The organism is Alishewanella aestuarii B11, assembly GCF_000280055.1.
Lineage (GTDB): Bacteria > Pseudomonadota > Gammaproteobacteria > Enterobacterales > Alteromonadaceae > Alishewanella > Alishewanella aestuarii.
In genome coordinates, this window is record NZ_ALAB01000035.1 from 90,443 (window position 1) to 104,737 (window position 14,295).

At 49.0% G+C, this 14,295-nt stretch carries 15 protein-coding genes; 6 read left to right on the forward strand and 9 right to left on the reverse strand.

Annotated elements, in window-relative coordinates; translation table 11 throughout:
* Positions 1 to 30 precede the first annotated feature (30 nt).
* Entirely contained in the window at positions 31 to 822 is a 792-nt protein-coding gene (locus AEST_RS13580) for an amidohydrolase (protein WP_008609720.1), read from the reverse strand.
* A complete protein-coding gene (locus tag AEST_RS13585) occupies positions 810 to 1,988 on the reverse strand; it encodes a methionine aminotransferase (protein WP_051030629.1) in 1,179 nt (392 codons plus the stop codon). Before AEST_RS13585 ends, AEST_RS13580 begins: the two co-directional genes overlap by 13 nt.
* A 135-nt stretch (positions 1,989 to 2,123) precedes the next feature.
* Here AEST_RS13585 and AEST_RS13590 point away from each other — a divergent pair, with 135 nt between their 5' ends.
* The 6 genes from AEST_RS13590 to AEST_RS13615 all read left to right on the forward strand — a co-directional run bounded on the left by AEST_RS13590 (position 2,124) and on the right by AEST_RS13615 (position 7,186).
* Positions 2,124 to 2,765, forward strand: a complete 642-nt coding sequence (locus tag AEST_RS13590) for a methylthioribulose 1-phosphate dehydratase (protein ID WP_008609722.1) — start codon at positions 2,124 to 2,126, stop codon at positions 2,763 to 2,765.
* Positions 2,762 to 3,439 carry an acireductone synthase gene (mtnC, locus tag AEST_RS13595; RefSeq protein ID WP_008609723.1) on the forward strand — a complete coding sequence of 226 codons (678 nt, stop codon included), beginning with the start codon at positions 2,762 to 2,764 and terminating at the stop codon, positions 3,437 to 3,439. Before AEST_RS13590 ends, mtnC begins: the two co-directional genes overlap by 4 nt.
* Positions 3,440 to 3,454: 15 nt before the next feature.
* Positions 3,455 to 3,997 carry a 1,2-dihydroxy-3-keto-5-methylthiopentene dioxygenase gene (locus AEST_RS13600; RefSeq protein WP_008609724.1) on the forward strand — a complete coding sequence of 181 codons (543 nt, stop codon included), beginning with the start codon at positions 3,455 to 3,457 and terminating at the stop codon, positions 3,995 to 3,997.
* A 195-nt stretch (positions 3,998 to 4,192) separates the two neighbouring features.
* A complete protein-coding gene (locus AEST_RS13605) occupies positions 4,193 to 5,098 on the forward strand; it encodes a LysR substrate-binding domain-containing protein (protein ID WP_008609725.1) in 906 nt (301 codons plus the stop codon).
* 535 nt (positions 5,099 to 5,633) lie between these two features.
* A complete protein-coding gene (locus AEST_RS13610) occupies positions 5,634 to 5,939 on the forward strand; it encodes a helix-turn-helix domain-containing protein (RefSeq protein ID WP_008609726.1) in 306 nt (101 codons plus the stop codon).
* A complete protein-coding gene (locus AEST_RS13615) occupies positions 5,936 to 7,186 on the forward strand; it encodes a type II toxin-antitoxin system HipA family toxin (protein WP_008609727.1) in 1,251 nt (416 codons plus the stop codon). The genes AEST_RS13610 and AEST_RS13615 overlap by 4 nt, the downstream gene beginning before the upstream one ends.
* Positions 7,187 to 7,292: 106 nt before the next feature.
* Here the strand turns inward: AEST_RS13615 and AEST_RS13620 are convergent, their stop codons facing one another.
* The 7 genes from AEST_RS13620 to AEST_RS13650 form a co-directional block, all read right to left on the reverse strand.
* Positions 7,293 to 9,386, reverse strand: a complete 2,094-nt coding sequence (locus AEST_RS13620; RefSeq protein WP_039925537.1) for a peptidase domain-containing ABC transporter — start codon at positions 9,384 to 9,386, stop codon at positions 7,293 to 7,295.
* Positions 9,387 to 9,951: 565 nt separating this feature from the next.
* Positions 9,952 to 10,275 (reverse strand): hypothetical protein, encoded by a 324-nt coding sequence (locus tag AEST_RS13625; protein WP_008609730.1) that lies wholly within the window; start codon positions 10,273 to 10,275, stop codon positions 9,952 to 9,954.
* 55 nt (positions 10,276 to 10,330) lie between these two features.
* Positions 10,331 to 10,597 (reverse strand): hypothetical protein, encoded by a 267-nt coding sequence (locus AEST_RS13630; protein ID WP_008609731.1) that lies wholly within the window; start codon positions 10,595 to 10,597, stop codon positions 10,331 to 10,333.
* 52 nt (positions 10,598 to 10,649) lie between these two features.
* A complete protein-coding gene (locus tag AEST_RS13635) occupies positions 10,650 to 11,111 on the reverse strand; it encodes a beta-barrel domain-containing protein (RefSeq protein WP_008609732.1) in 462 nt (153 codons plus the stop codon).
* A gap of 360 nt (positions 11,112 to 11,471) precedes the next feature.
* The gene (locus AEST_RS17210) at positions 11,472 to 11,738 is read right to left on the reverse strand and encodes a hypothetical protein (RefSeq protein ID WP_156803899.1); all 267 of its coding nucleotides are present in this window, start codon (positions 11,736 to 11,738) and stop codon (positions 11,472 to 11,474) included.
* A gap of 50 nt (positions 11,739 to 11,788) precedes the next feature.
* Positions 11,789 to 13,039: an HlyD family secretion protein gene (locus AEST_RS13645; protein WP_008609734.1), complete on the reverse strand. Its 1,251-nt coding sequence runs from the start codon at positions 13,037 to 13,039 to the stop codon at positions 11,789 to 11,791.
* Between the two features lie 275 nt (positions 13,040 to 13,314).
* Positions 13,315 to 14,292: a substrate-binding periplasmic protein gene (locus tag AEST_RS13650; protein WP_008609735.1), complete on the reverse strand. Its 978-nt coding sequence runs from the start codon at positions 14,290 to 14,292 to the stop codon at positions 13,315 to 13,317.
* Positions 14,293 to 14,295 lie beyond the last annotated feature (3 nt).

A 14,295-nucleotide genomic window follows, 5' to 3' on the forward strand; every position in this document is an offset into this window, starting at 1 on the left:
GCGCCAGCTTACCGCAGCTGCGGTTTGGCACTAACGTAATTCGAAAGCATCGGCATCCAGCTGCGCCGGAAACTGCTGCCGGAACTGCTGTAACGCCGCCAGATCGGCCTCTGCATAAAGGATGCCGCTCTGCTCAGGCGCCAGCTCAGCCAGCGGCTGGCCCAGATAATCGACAATCAGGCTATCGCCGCGGTAATTAAGACCATTAGCATCCTGCCCCACCCGGTTGCAGCCAAACACATAGGCCTGATTTTCAATCGCTCTGGCCTGCAATAATAACCACCAGGCGCGGCTACGCGGCGCCGGCCAGTTTGCGACATAAATTATGGCATCATAATCGCCCAGGTTGCGGCTAAAAACCGGAAAGCGCAGGTCATAACAGACCTGCAGCAAGATGCGCCAGCCTTGCCAGTTAACAATAACCCGCTGCTGTCCGGCGGCATAAGCCTGATGCTCACCGGCCATGCGGAATAAATGGCGTTTATCATAGGACTGTACCGCACCATCCGGGGTGACAAAATACAGCCGGTTTACATAGTGTCCGTCAGCGGTACGTACCGCCAGCGAGCCGGCAATGGCGCTTCGATAGTGCGCAGCCTGCTGCTTAAGCCAGCTTAGTGCCGGCCCGGGCTCGTACTCGGCAATACCGGCACTGTCCATACTAAAACCACTGGCAAACATTTCCGGCAATACCAGCAAGTCTGCGGCCGGGGCGGCGGCCAGTTGCCGCGACAGCGCCTGCAGGTTAGCCGCAGTATCCTGCCATACCAGTTCGGTTTGCAGCATCGCCACCCTTAGCTTGGGTGCCATCACAGTCGGCATAACACCTCCGCGGCCTGAGCCAGGGTGGTATCCTGCTTGGCAAAACACAGCCGGATTATCCGTGCATTGGACCCATGCTGATAAAATACCGACAGCGGGATCGCCGCCACTTTATGCTCGATGGTCAGATAACGGCAAAAACTCAGGTCATCCAGCTCTGGCGCAATGGCGCTATAGTCCAGCAGCTGAAAATAAGTACCCTGACAAGGTAATAAGCTGAACCGACTACCGCTTAACGCCTGCCGGAACTGATCGCGCTTGTGCTGGTAAAACCCCGCCAGCTCGGTCACCTGCTGCGGCTGTTCGCGCAGCATCTCGGCGATCGCATATTGCGCCGGCGTAAAACTGGAGAAGGTGACATACTGATGAATTTTCCGAAACTCTGTCATCAGCCCAGCTGGCGCCACCGCATAACCGAGTTTCCAGCCGGTAACATGAAAGGTTTTACCAAAGGATGACACGATAACCGAGCGTGCCGCCAATTCCGCATAACAATTCGCGCTCAGCCGCGGTGCCGCATCGTACACCATATGCTCGTAAACTTCGTCACTAAGACAATACAGGCCATGCTGGGCAACCAAGTGCTGCAAGGCCAGCCAGTCTGCATGGCTAAATACCATTCCGGTTGGATTATGCGGGCTATTGACGATAATCAACTTAGTACGCGGCGTGAGCCGTGTCGCCACCTGCTGCCAGTCAACCCGATAATCCGGCGCCTCTAAACGCAGATGCACCGGTACACCACCGGCTAACTGAATGGCCGGGCTATAGCTGTCGTATGCCGGGTCAAACAGGAGCACCTCGTCCCCCGGCTGCACCAGCATCTGGATCGCGACAAATAAGGCTTCAGTGGCGCCGCTGGTGACGGTGATCTCACGGCTCTCATCCAGAACTCGGCCATAACAGCGTGCGGTCAGGGCCGCAATTTGCTGCAGTAACAAGGGAACACCCGGCATCGGCGCATATTGGTTTAAGCCAGCGCTACTGTGCCTGGCCAGCGCGGCCAAAAGCTGGCTATCGGCAGCAAAATCGGGAAAACCCTGCGATAAATTAATGGCTTGCTGCTCTGCCGCTAACTGCGACATCTGACTGAAGATGGTGGTGCCCACCGCGGGTAACTTGGAAACTATCGACATAAGGGCTGAAAAAGTTGCGAAAACCGGCATCAATGCTATCATTTGGCAGGTTTCAAGTATAGACATCTAAACGCTCAAGCGTATAAACGCCTTGGCGGTTAAAAATATTTAGCCGCGTCAGGCAACGAATAGCGACGAATCGCAGCGAATAACCAGGTCAGTAGCATGAATAATACAGCCCATGTGCATCAGATTAACCCGAACGCCATTGCGCTCTGCAGCCTTGGCCGCTGGATCGCCAGCCGGCATTGGGTGCCCGCCACCGGCGGTAACTTCTCCATTCGTCAGAGCGAAAACAGCGCTCTGGTCACCGCCTCCGGCAAAGATAAAGGCGAACTCAGCCCGCAAGATCTGCTACCGGTAAGCTGGCAGGATGAGCAACTATCCAGCCCACACGGTACACCGTCAGCAGAGACGGCCTTGCACGCCGAATTGTACCGGCTGGATCCGGCCATTAAAGCAGTACTGCATACCCACTCAGTACATGCCACGGTATTTTCGCGTCTGGTGCAGGCCGACAGCTATCTGTTTAGCGGCTACGAGATGCAAAAAGCCATCACCGGCATTAAAAGTCACCAGCAGTTATTGCCACTGGCGGTATTTGATAATACACAGGATATCCCGGCCCTGGCGAAACAGCTACGCCAACGCTGGCAGCAAAAACCCTTGCCGTTTGCACTGCTGGTGCGCGGCCATGGTCTTTATGCCTGGGGCCATAGCCTGGAGCAGGCAAAAAGGCATTTGGAGGGTTGGGAATTTCTTATACACTGCGAACTGGAACGTATTAAATTAACAGGCTTACCGTGAACTACCGCGCCATTATTACCGATATTGAAGGCACCACCAGCCGCATCAGCTTTGTCACTGACATCTTGTTTCCGTACGCCAAAGCGCATTTACCGGCCTTTATTCAGCGTGAGCAACAGCAGCCGGCCGTGGCAGCAGAACTGGATGCCATCCGGCGCCTGCTGGGCCAGCCGGCCGCCAGCACCGACGACTGTATTGCCGCCCTGCTGGACTGGATCGCTGCCGATAAAAAACTGACACCGCTAAAAACCCTGCAAGGCATGGTTTGGCAGCATGGTTATCAGCAAGGCCATTTTCAGGGCCATATTTATCCGGATGCCGCCGCGCAACTGCGCCACTGGCAACAGCAGGGCATCCAACTTTATGTTTACAGCTCTGGCTCAGTGCAGGCGCAACAGCTGCTGTTCCAGTACAGCGAGGCCGGTGATCTGCGGTCGCTGTTCAGCGGCTACTTTGATACCCGCATTGGCGCTAAGCAGGAGATTGCCAGCTATGCGGCTATCCTGCAGCATTTGCAGCTGCCGCCCAATCAGGTGCTGTTTTTATCCGATGTCCCGGCCGAGCTCGACGCCGCCGCCAAGCTTGGCATTGCCACAGTGCAACTGATCCGGGAGCAGCAAGCGCCCAGCCAACACCAGCGGGCCGAAAATTTTTATCAGATTGAGGTGCAATAAGAGGTGGAAAGTTAGATGAGCCGTTTACAAATCTTCGACCTGAGCCAGCCCCAGCAAGCGCGATTTAGCAGTAGCGACGCCGCTGAGATCGCCGCGAAATTGCAGCAACAGGGCATTCGCTTTGAACAATGGCAAGCCGCAGCGCCAGTCAGCGCCAGCAGCAGTAGCGAACAGGTGCTGTTAGCCTATGCCGCCGATATCAGCCGACTAAAAGCAGAGCAAGGCTATCAGACCGTGGACGTGATTTCGCTACACCCGGCGCATCCGGATAAGGACGCGCTGCGGCAGAAGTTTCTGGATGAGCATATCCATAGCGAAGATGAAGTGCGGTTTTTTGTCCGTGGTCGGGGCTTGTTCTGCCTGCATTTAGGTGAGCAGGTCTATCAGGTGTTGTGCCAGCAGAATGATCTGATCAGTGTGCCGGCCAATACCCCGCATTGGTTTGATATGGGCAGCGCCCCGGATTTTACCGCTATCCGGTTGTTTAATAACCCGGCTGGTTGGGTAGCGCACTTTACCGGCACCACTCTGGCCCGACAATTTCCGCTGCTAGATTAGGCGATAAGCCGCTACCAGACACCATTTTGCCGCAGTAAGATGCTGCAAAATGGTGCAACACTGATAAAAGGGCTAGATAAGCAAGCTTAACCAACTGAAAGTAAATCAGTTTTAATTATGGTTTAGCTCTTGCAGTAATTTTGTCATACTAGTTTCCTATACTTCGCGTTGATGCTGATACCCGGGTAAGTTGATATGTCTTTGCAAACACCGCTGCGAGGCTTGCGCTGTTTCTGCGTTGCCGCAGAATGCCTTAGCTTTAAAGAAACGGCGAAACAGCTGTACCTGACGCCGTCTGCGGTAAGTCATCAGATCAAACAGCTGGAAGATAACCTAAACCTGAGTTTATTTGAGCGCAAAACCCGTGCTATTGAATTAACCGAAAGCGGTAAACAGTTTTATCACGCCATTAAGCCGCTGCTGGAGCAACTGAGCCAAACCATTAACCAGTTTAGCCAGGTAGAGCGCACCAAAGAAGTCAGTATCTCGATGCCGGAGTTCTTTGCCAGTGAGCTCTTTGTCCCGCGCTTGCGCGGCTGGTCAGAGCAATATCCGAATATTAACCTAACGCTGGAAACGGTGAAATCGCGGCGCGACAGCCCAAAATATACCGATGTGTCGGTGGTGCTATCCGGCAAAAAGCCGCAGGATGTGCTGTCTTACGATCTGTTCCCCATTAGCTATATCCCGGCCTGTAACCCCAGTTTGTTTCAAAAGCTGCATGGCAAAGGCTACCGGGTGCTGGAGAAAACACCGCTGATCCTGCATCAAGCGCGGCCCACAGCCTGGCACCAATGGGCAGAGCGGGTCGGTTATCATCAGTTTCAACCAAAACAAATTATTCAACTGGACAGTATGTTTAGCGTAGCCCGGGCAGCGCAGCAAGGTCTGGGAGTGGCGCTGATCCCGATGCCGATCAGCCATGCCTGGTTTAGCAGCGGCGCCCTGGTCAAGCTGTTTGAACAGGATTTACTAAGCCGCGACCGTTACTATCTGGTGCAGCATAATGAGGATCCGGAGCGGCCGGAAATTAAGCTGTTAATAGACTGGGTACTGCAAAGCTTTAATACCCCGGAAGTAGCGCTGCAACCCGCGAGCTAACGGCATTTTCCGCCACTTTTCACTGAAGCAAAGTTCCGCCTCCATAGATGAATTTTTTTAACCTGTCAGGTGTTTTTTTATCGTTTGTACTGCTGTTTGGTACGGCTTATAGTTAACCCGTGTTCGAGATTCGAATACAGCGGTTAAAGTTGTTGAAGGGTGTAACCTACCCTTACCTGTCTACCTTGTCTTAGCCCGATTGAATAAATCGGGCCTTTTTTTGTCTGCTAGCACCGCAAACCGGCTTTATTGTTGCAAGGCTCACTGCCCTGCGCCTTTGTCTTTTTCAGCACTGGACCATCATCGACAAATGCACTAGTAGCCGACTTTGAGCAACTTGAGCGATATTGGCACAAATCAAAAATTTAAATTAGACCAACTGCATTTCCTAAAAATAGGATATTAATACCATTTTAATAACAAAAGTGGGATTATAGTACCAGAATTCCTGAGTCAACGTTGCCAAATCACCAGGGTTGGACTATATTCCCATTAATGGCTGAGTGATGGGAATATAGTCCTATTAGGATAATCTATGGCTAAGCGTGATTTACATAACATTCTTTTTCCCAAGCAGCGAAAAATTCTGGCTCATTTTGGTGAAGACTTGCTGTTAGCAATGAAACGTCGAGGTTTTACCAAAAAACTGTTGTGCGAACGGACTGGCTTTGATCACAAAACCGTGAATAAAGTCTTTGCCGGTGACCCAGGTGTTGCTATTGGTACTTATTTGAAAGTTATGGCAGTTTTGGGCATGGAAAGTAATTTTGAAGATATGGCGGCTCGCGACGAAGTGGGTATCAAGCTGCAAAACTTAAAATTACTGGAAGGTTCTAAATGAGCCGTGAAGTAGTCGAAGTGTATGCTGATTGGTATCCAATTCAGGAGCCCCTGTTAGTTGGTCAACTTGCCTACAGTGACTCAAGCCGTGGCGGTGTATTTAGCTTTGCATACGAGAAAGCATTTTTAACGTCAGCCTATCGTTTGCAAATTGATCCGATGCTGATACTACATGCAGGACAACTCTACAATGACCAGGCTGACAAAAACTTCCGAGCATTTTTGGATTCATCCCCCGATCGTTGGGGGCGCATTTTGATGCAGCGCCGCGCGGCTATTGAAGCTCGAAAAGGCTTAAGGGCAACAAGTCGATTAAACGAATTGGATTATTTACTTGGAGTGCATGACTCTTACCGAATGGGAGGGCTCAGATTTAAACGAACTGGCAGTATTGATTTCTTAGATAATAATGCAGATTTTGCAGCACCGCCTATGGCGTCACTGCGTGAGTTGGAGTACGCCGCTTTACAGATTGAAAAAGACGATAACATAGACACGGATGACTATTATCGCTGGTTGAAAATGCTGATTGCGCCAGGTTCATCTTTAGGTGGTGCCAGACCTAAAGCGTGTGTAACCGATGATAATCATCATTTATGGATCGCGAAATTTCCCAACTTAAATGACACACACGATGTGGGAGCATGGGAAATGCTCTGTTATGAGTTAGCGATAGCAGCGGGCGTTGAGATGTTTCCAAGCGAGATCAGGAAATTTTCATCACACCACCACACTTTTTTGACCAAACGCTTCGACCGCCAAGGTAAACAACGCCTGCATTTCTCATCTGCGATGACCCAACTTCAATACTACGATGGTGAAAAATCTCAAGGAGCAAGTTACCTAGAAATTGCAGAGTTCCTCTGCACACAGGGAGCACAAACAGAAGCGGATTTAGCGCAATTGTGGCGTCGTATCATCTTTAATATTGCTGTGTCTAATACCGATGATCACCTGCGTAACCATGGCTTTTTACTGACAAAAAATGGCTGGAAGTTGTCACCTGCTTACGACTTAAACCCTATCGTTGGCAAAAGCGGCCTTCATCTGAATATCACTGAAACCGATAATGCCTTAAATTATCAGTTAGCCTTTGAGGTAAAAGAGCTTTTTCGACTTTCTCAAAACCAGGCAACGCAAATTTACGATGAGGTGTTAGCTGCGGTTAATCATTGGAAAATCGTTGCTAAGCGTTTGGGTATCAGTCGTGCTGAGCAAGCGATAAAGGCCGCTGCATTTAATCTTTAAGATTAAGTGCAGAGCGACCCCAAAACTATAACCGTTATCTGCAGTCACCTCTAAGCAATCGCACTCCTTATATTTAGGAAGGCTATCAAACTGATAAGACAAGCTATTACCTCGGCTTAACTGCTACGTCAAATTGCGCCTTATAGGCGGCAGTAATATCCTGTAACTGCCCCTGAGATAATTGCATTATACGCTCAGCATTAAGAATGGTTTCCGGGCGATGGGCAATCACAATACGGGTCATTTTTAGTTGCTTAATCGCCTGATTAACATAATGCTCCAGCTGCACATCCAAATGGCTGGTAGCTTCATCCATAAATAAGATTTTCGGTTTACGATACAGCGCTCTGGCTAATAGCACTCGCTGCTTTTGACCACCAGAGAGTGAGCTGCCCATATCACCGACCAAGGAGTTATAACCCATTGGCATCGTCGAGATATCCTGATGAATACCGGCTAGTTGCGCCGCTTCAACCACCCGCTGCATATCCAATTGCGGGTCAAAAAAGCTGATATTCTCGGCTAAGGTGCCAGACATTAGCTGGTCATCCTGCATGACGGCGGCGATCTGGCTGCGGTAATGGCGCAGGCCAAGATGGCGGATATCGATACCATCAACTTCGACCTTGCCACTTTCTGCCGGCAGCAGCCCCAGCATAATTTTCATCAGGCTGGTTTTGCCGGTACCGGACGGGCCAATAATGGCGATATTCTCACCGGCTTTAACGTTGAGGGTTAAGTCGTTAAACAGCAGCGGGTCATTACTGGCATAACGAAAGCGAATTGCGGTTAAACTTAACTGGCCGCTGAGCGCGCGGCTATCGCTGGCACTGCCCTCATCTTCTTTATCGGTCAGCGCAATATCGGCTAAGCGGTCTAAATGCAGCCGGGTCATTTTAATGTCTACCACTTTATCAATGAGCGCGGCGGTGCGGTTAGTAAACTGGTTTTTATACGCCATAAAGGCAAATAACATCCCGACTGACATCTCGCCAGTCATGACCGTTAAGGCGGCCAGATACACCACCAGAATATTCTCAATACCAAACAGTAGCTGATTAATGGTGCCGTAAGAGATTTGCCATTTACCGAGCCGATAATTCTGATTAACGGCATCAGCAAAACGGTTTTGCCAGATATTTAAGCGTTGGGTTTGCAGGCCAAATAGCTTAATACTCTGCATGCCGCGCACGGTTTCCATAAAGTTACTTTGCTCTTTGGCGGCGGCGACGATACTGGCTTCGGTAAGTTGGTGTAGTGGCCGGTATAATGCCCAGCGCAATAAGCCGTAAAGTAATACTGCAATACCCACCACCAGGCTTAGCTGCGGGCTGTACAGATACATCATCACCAGTACGGTAATCGCCATAATGCCATCAATCACGCCCTCAACCAGGCTATTGGTCAGTAACTCGCGTACCGAGTTAAGTGAGCCAAAACGCGATACCACATCACCCATATGGCGTTTTTCAAAAAAGCTTAGCGGTAGGTGCACTAAGTGGCGCATTAAATTGGCGGCCATTTGCACGCTCATCACTGAACCCAAATGCAGCACTACCCAGCCACGCAGGGTTTGTGTCAACACCTGTAGCAACGTCAGTAAGCCAAAGCCCAGTGCAAGCACCACCAGCAAGGGTTTATCCTGGCTAATCAATACTTCATCGACAACGAGTTGCGTATAGTAAGGTGCCGCTAAGACAAAGACTTGCAGTAATAGCGATAAAATAAACAGCTTGGTAAGGGAGGGCACCAAGCCTTGCACCTTACTCCAGAAAGCGGTCAAGCCTAAGCGTACCCGCTCATCGATTTTTTTAAATTCCGTACTGGGTGTTAACTCCAGCGCCACACCGGTAAAGGCCTTATCGACATCGGCTAAGCTAACCCGCCGCTCACCCATGGCAGGGTCTAGAATGGTAATACCGCTGCGATGTACTTTTTTTAGCACCACAAAGTGGTTCATTTCCCAGTGCAAAATACAGGGGGTGCGCAGATTTTTTAAATCGGCTAAATCCAGCTTTAAGGCACGCGGTGTTAAGCCCAGCTGATTTGCCAACTGCATTAGCTGTTGCAGATTGGCTCCCTTCAGCGACACGCTATAGCGATTGCGCAGGGTAGTTAAGTCCAGCTGATGGCCATGGTGATTGGCAACCATAGCCATACAAGCCAGACCGCACTCAGCGGCTTCGGATTGGTAGATCATTCTACTACTAAAAATAAAGCTAGTAGTCTATTAAACAATTCAATCGCATACTCAGTTAAGGTATATCCCAGAGCTAAGCCAAGCACTGTGCCAATTAGGATCCCTAAAAAATAATGTGTTTTCTTCAACGACATTCTGCCTCCTATTAAAAGAACTTTTTTAAAGGGGGACTCGCTCTTATCTTATACTGGGTACGTTCGCAAACCTAAAGGCCAATAGCAATTACTACCCCTGCAGCAAATCCCCGAGACCCAGCTATCATAACTCCTTTTTGAACCATACGCGTTGCTGCAACAACTCTATTATTTGCACCGCCATGTGCTTCAGCTATCTCGTCAAGCGAAAGTTCAACTAGGATATTTGCCTGATTATTTCTTATTTATCATTTCCCGATACTCACATTTCAATTGCTGGTTCAGCTGGAGTATATCCAGCAACAGCAAAACCTACAAAATCTCCAGCTATACCAAAAATATTTTAATCAAATTTTGCAGTTGCAAGTTCGGAAGATGCCTCATAGACAATACGCGAAATTATTATGCTCTCTTTGGAGACAAAAAATTAGCTATATAATCAATGGATTATTAGGAACAAAAATAATAACCGCTAAAATACCAAACAGAATAGGTTGTAATAACCATATTTCTTTTAAGAAACTTTTTTCGGAACTATTCGATTTATCTTCCCAAATTTGTTTAAGGGTTTTATCCCCTTCATTGTATTTGAATAAGGCATAGAATACGGATAATAATGATAGAAAGACCCCAACTCGTATAGTAAAAAAAGTGACTACATTATCATCTAAGATCGCTCCGGCAGATATTAGCACTATTGCTAATGCAAAAAGTATGTTACTGGCTAAACCTATTTTAATATTCAAATTACCCATAATATTCTCCTCTAAGGAGCACCTATACTAAGGCGCTCCTTATAAAAACAATAAACTACTCAACTAATCCAGCGGCAGCACCGCCTGCAAACGCTACTTTAGTAGCACCATATGCACGAGCTACTGAGACAGCCCCACCCGTTACAAATCCACCAGCGGCTCCGGCACCCACAGCTATTGCAAAACCACCTAAACTTCCGCTGCCAGATGTCGCAGCGCTAGCTAAGTAAGAAATACCACCGGCAACAGCACCGACAATGGAGCCAGGAATACCAACACCGCCACTTACTTCTTCTACTTGCTCAAATGTTAACTCTTGCATATTATCTCTCCTTGAGATGATTTTAAGTTTAAGGTTTGCTCGTTACCGAGCGTTATAACCGCCCTTGTAGGCTTAAAATCGGCTCAAACAACCAGCTAATTAAGCTGCGTTGCTCCAGCACGATATCTGCGCTTAACAGCATGCCCGATTGCAGCGGGACTGTGTTACCATAAGCGCGGATCTCTTGTTGGCCCAGTGCGACCTGTACCCGGTACACTGGTTCCTGTACGGCGACAGGCATATCGACTTCTCCCGGAAGCACGATAGCCTGCGCCGTTTTTATTACTTCCCCTTCATATAAGCCAAAGCGCTGATAGGGAAAGGCATCAAAACGTAAACGGGTGCGCTGGCCTGGCATAACAAAGCCATAGGCACGGGTCGGCACCAGTAAAATGGCTTGTAGCTCAGCGTTATCGGGCATAATGGTTAGTAGCGGCAACTCGGCCCGCACATTGGCGCCGGTTTCGGCCACCAGATTGGTAACACGGCCACTAATCGGTGCGGTAATGAGCATTTCACCACGGGCGCTAAGCTCGGTATATTGCTGCGATAGGCGCTGTTAGATCAAGCTACGCTATCGTAAACCCCTTTTTTCTTATAATAAATATATGCGGCAATACCACCCAATAAACCCAATAGAAAATTGCCCAGAGCCCTGATCAGTTGGTATCCATCAATAAATGAATATACGTACCATATGCAATAGACAAGAAAAATTGCAGCTGCTATAACAATAAAATGAAGCTTTCGCTTAGAAAGCACTAATGGGAAGACATACGTAGCAAACAGAGCTAAAATTACTGTATGTAAAATATACATTGCCAGATTCTCCTATCCACCATCGGGCGCTAAATGCTTAGCGCCCGTCATAAGATTAAGCTGCAGCTATTGCACCTGAAGTAAGCCCAGTGGCAACGGCAGTGCTACCAAAAATTGCAGCGCCAATACGGTTTCCAACTGCCCCAGCTGCCCCACCGAAAAAACCTGATACAGCACCAGTAAAGGTTGCTGCAGTAATTTGGCCGATACTACCGCCATTCATAGCAGCACCAATACCACCGATAGCGCCTCCAATAACCGCGCCACCAGCACCAACACCACCACTTACTTCTTCAACTTGCTCAAATGTTAATTCTTGCATATGATCTCTCCTTGAGACGTTTTAAGTTAAAGGTTGGCTCTTACTGAGCCTTACAATCGCCCTTTTAGGCTTACAATCGGCTCAAACAACCAGCTAATTAAGCTGCGTTGTTCCAGCACGATATCTGCGCTTAACAGCATGCCCGATTGCAGCGGGACTGTGTTGCCATAAGCACGGATCTCTTGTTGGCCCAGTGCCACCTGTACCCGGTACACTGGTTCCTGTACGGCGACAGGCATATCGACTTCTCCCGGAAGCACGATAGCCTGCGCCGTTTTTATTACTTCCCCTTCATATAAGCCAAAGCGCTGATACGGAAAGGCATCAAAACGTAGACGGGTGCGCTGGCCTGGCATAACAAAGCCATAGGCACGGGTCGGCACCAGTAAAATGGCTTGTAGCTCAGCGTTATCGGGCATAATGGTTAATAGCGGCAACTCGGCCCGCACATTAGCGCCGGCCTCAGCCACCAGATTGGTAACACGGCCGCTAATGGGTGCGGTAATCAGCAGCTCACCACGGGCGCTAAGCTCAGTATATTGCTGCGATAGCCGTGATAGCTCGCTATCTAATAGCGTAAGCTGTTGCTGTTGCTCGCCGGGTAAGCGTTCAATTAAGCCCTCTAATTGAGCAAACTGGGCTTTTTGATTTTGCGCACTGGCATTCAGCTCAGCCAGCTGCTGGCGCAGGTTTAATACCAGCTCTTGTTGTTGCTGTAACTCGGTAGCAGAGATGGCGCCGCGTTGCTGCAAGGCAATAAAGTCTTGCTGCCGCTGCAAGTGCAATGCCAGTCTCTCTTGCAATAATTGCTGCTGCGCCTGTAAATCTTGTAATAAGTTTTGACTAAGACGTAAGCGGCTTTGATATTCACTGGCTTGCTGGTTAAATTGGGTAATCACTTGCTCGCGGCGCTGACTAACCAGGGCAATTTGTTGTTGAATACCCTGTTGCAGCGTACTGGAAAGACTATCACCGATGGCAAGGTTGTCTGGCATGCTCAGCAGGGCCAGCCGATCACCGGCCTGCACTTGCTGGCCATCGTCAATAAACACTTGCTGGATAACACCAGAACGTGGCGACATCACTTTCGCCAACCCCATATCGGGCTTTAGATAGCCGGTGACAGTTTCTTTGCGGTTAAAGGAAGCCAGACTTAAAAAAGTGAGAAGTGTCAGCACCACGCCCACCAATATGACGGTAAGCAGGGTGCTACTAAGCGGCTGAGCGATAATCACATCGCCATCTAAGCGGGCACTTTGCTGTTTAACAGCATTAGCGCGAAACAATCCTTGTTCTGCCACAACAACCTCAAACTTCTATTTTGTTTACAACTTTGCAAACTTCGCAATAAATCTAACACTAAGGTACTAGCAAACGAATTACAATATTTTGTTATATTCTTTTTTGTTATAAGAAAAGCGACTTTTTGCTAAGACCTTAGGGCGGGGGGGGTAATAAATTCAATTACTTATGGATTGTTAAAAATCTGGCTAATGACTTGCTTAAAAAACTAAACGCCTAAAATTTGAGCAAACTTAACGAGCACAACGCTATTAGTATAAGTTTAATACTAGCGCTATTTCTCACCCTCTTTAGATGTAAGCAATAACTGCGCTAACTCCGGGCCCAGCTGCTCAGTCAGTAACTGCCGGTAGCGGGCACTATTTAAGTAGCCGCCGTCTGCACTAAAGAATGCCTCCAGTAAGCTGGCCCAATCATTATTGTGCGGCATAATAAAACCAAAAGTCTCCCCGGTTTCTGCCGCTATCGGATGGTCGCGCAGCGGCATACCGGCTTCGCGGGCGCGCCAGTAATTATAGGCATCCACATAGGCATAATATTGACCACTGGCAACCTTGGTTAATAGCTCAGGGTTACTGCTAACCTGATACACAAGCGCATTGGGCTGATATTGATCGCGCAAGCGGTTTATTCGTTGTTCATGCAGGGTGCCGCTAAATGCCAACGGTTGCAGAGCCGCAAAATGCTCAGAAAAAGCCGGCCATGCTGGCAATGCAGGGATATCCTGATGGCTGATCAGGGCTGCGATATTGTGCAGATAAGGCGGTGAAAAGGCTAACTCTTGCTTGCGTGGCTCAGTAATGGTGACATTGCCCAGGCCAAAGACGCCGCCTTGCGCCTGCACAATACGCTGGTAAAAACGCTGCCAATCCGTTTCGGCAACAAAATTAAGCTGCAGCCTCAGATTATGCTGTTGCTGCAGCCAGTTCGCAAAGTCCCGGATAATTTCGACACTCACCCCGGTTAGCTCACCTTGCAAATTGGTATAAGCAAAGCCCTCTGCAGGCACATATAACACCGTCAGTTGGGCTCTTTGTCCCGGCTGTAACTCCTGATAAAGATCACCGCGATCACTGGTCGCCGCCAGCGGGCTGATCGCAAAAAGTAATAGCAGGCTTAGTATGGCCTGACTGAAAGCCAGCTTATTCCTGACAGCCTTACTGATAGCAACCTTGCTGGTAGCAACCTTATTGATAACAACCTTATAGACAACAATCTTATTGACAATAAATAGTGCAGCGGCTTTAAACACGCA

Excerpts from the sequence above, each read along its gene's own strand:
- AEST_RS13580 (WP_008609720.1), bottom strand. The coding sequence starts at position 822 with ATGCCGACTGTGATGGCACCCAAGCTAAGGGTGGCGATGCTGCAAACC.
- AEST_RS13585 (WP_051030629.1), bottom strand. The coding sequence starts at position 1,988 with ATGCCGGTTTTCGCAACTTTTTCAGCCCTTATGTCGATAGTTTCCAAG.
- AEST_RS13590 (WP_008609722.1), top strand. The coding sequence starts at position 2,124 with ATGAATAATACAGCCCATGTGCATCAGATTAACCCGAACGCCATTGCG.
- AEST_RS13600 (WP_008609724.1), top strand. The coding sequence starts at position 3,455 with ATGAGCCGTTTACAAATCTTCGACCTGAGCCAGCCCCAGCAAGCGCGA.
- AEST_RS13605 (WP_008609725.1), top strand. The coding sequence starts at position 4,193 with ATGTCTTTGCAAACACCGCTGCGAGGCTTGCGCTGTTTCTGCGTTGCC.
- AEST_RS13610 (WP_008609726.1), top strand. The coding sequence starts at position 5,634 with ATGGCTAAGCGTGATTTACATAACATTCTTTTTCCCAAGCAGCGAAAA.
- AEST_RS13615 (WP_008609727.1), top strand. The coding sequence starts at position 5,936 with ATGAGCCGTGAAGTAGTCGAAGTGTATGCTGATTGGTATCCAATTCAG.
- AEST_RS13620 (WP_039925537.1), bottom strand. The coding sequence starts at position 9,386 with ATGATCTACCAATCCGAAGCCGCTGAGTGCGGTCTGGCTTGTATGGCT.
- AEST_RS13625 (WP_008609730.1), bottom strand. The coding sequence starts at position 10,275 with ATGGGTAATTTGAATATTAAAATAGGTTTAGCCAGTAACATACTTTTT.
- AEST_RS13630 (WP_008609731.1), bottom strand. The coding sequence starts at position 10,597 with ATGCAAGAGTTAACATTTGAGCAAGTAGAAGAAGTAAGTGGCGGTGTT.
- AEST_RS13635 (WP_008609732.1), bottom strand. The coding sequence starts at position 11,111 with ATGCTCATTACCGCACCGATTAGTGGCCGTGTTACCAATCTGGTGGCC.
- AEST_RS17210 (WP_156803899.1), bottom strand. The coding sequence starts at position 11,738 with ATGCAAGAATTAACATTTGAGCAAGTTGAAGAAGTAAGTGGTGGTGTT.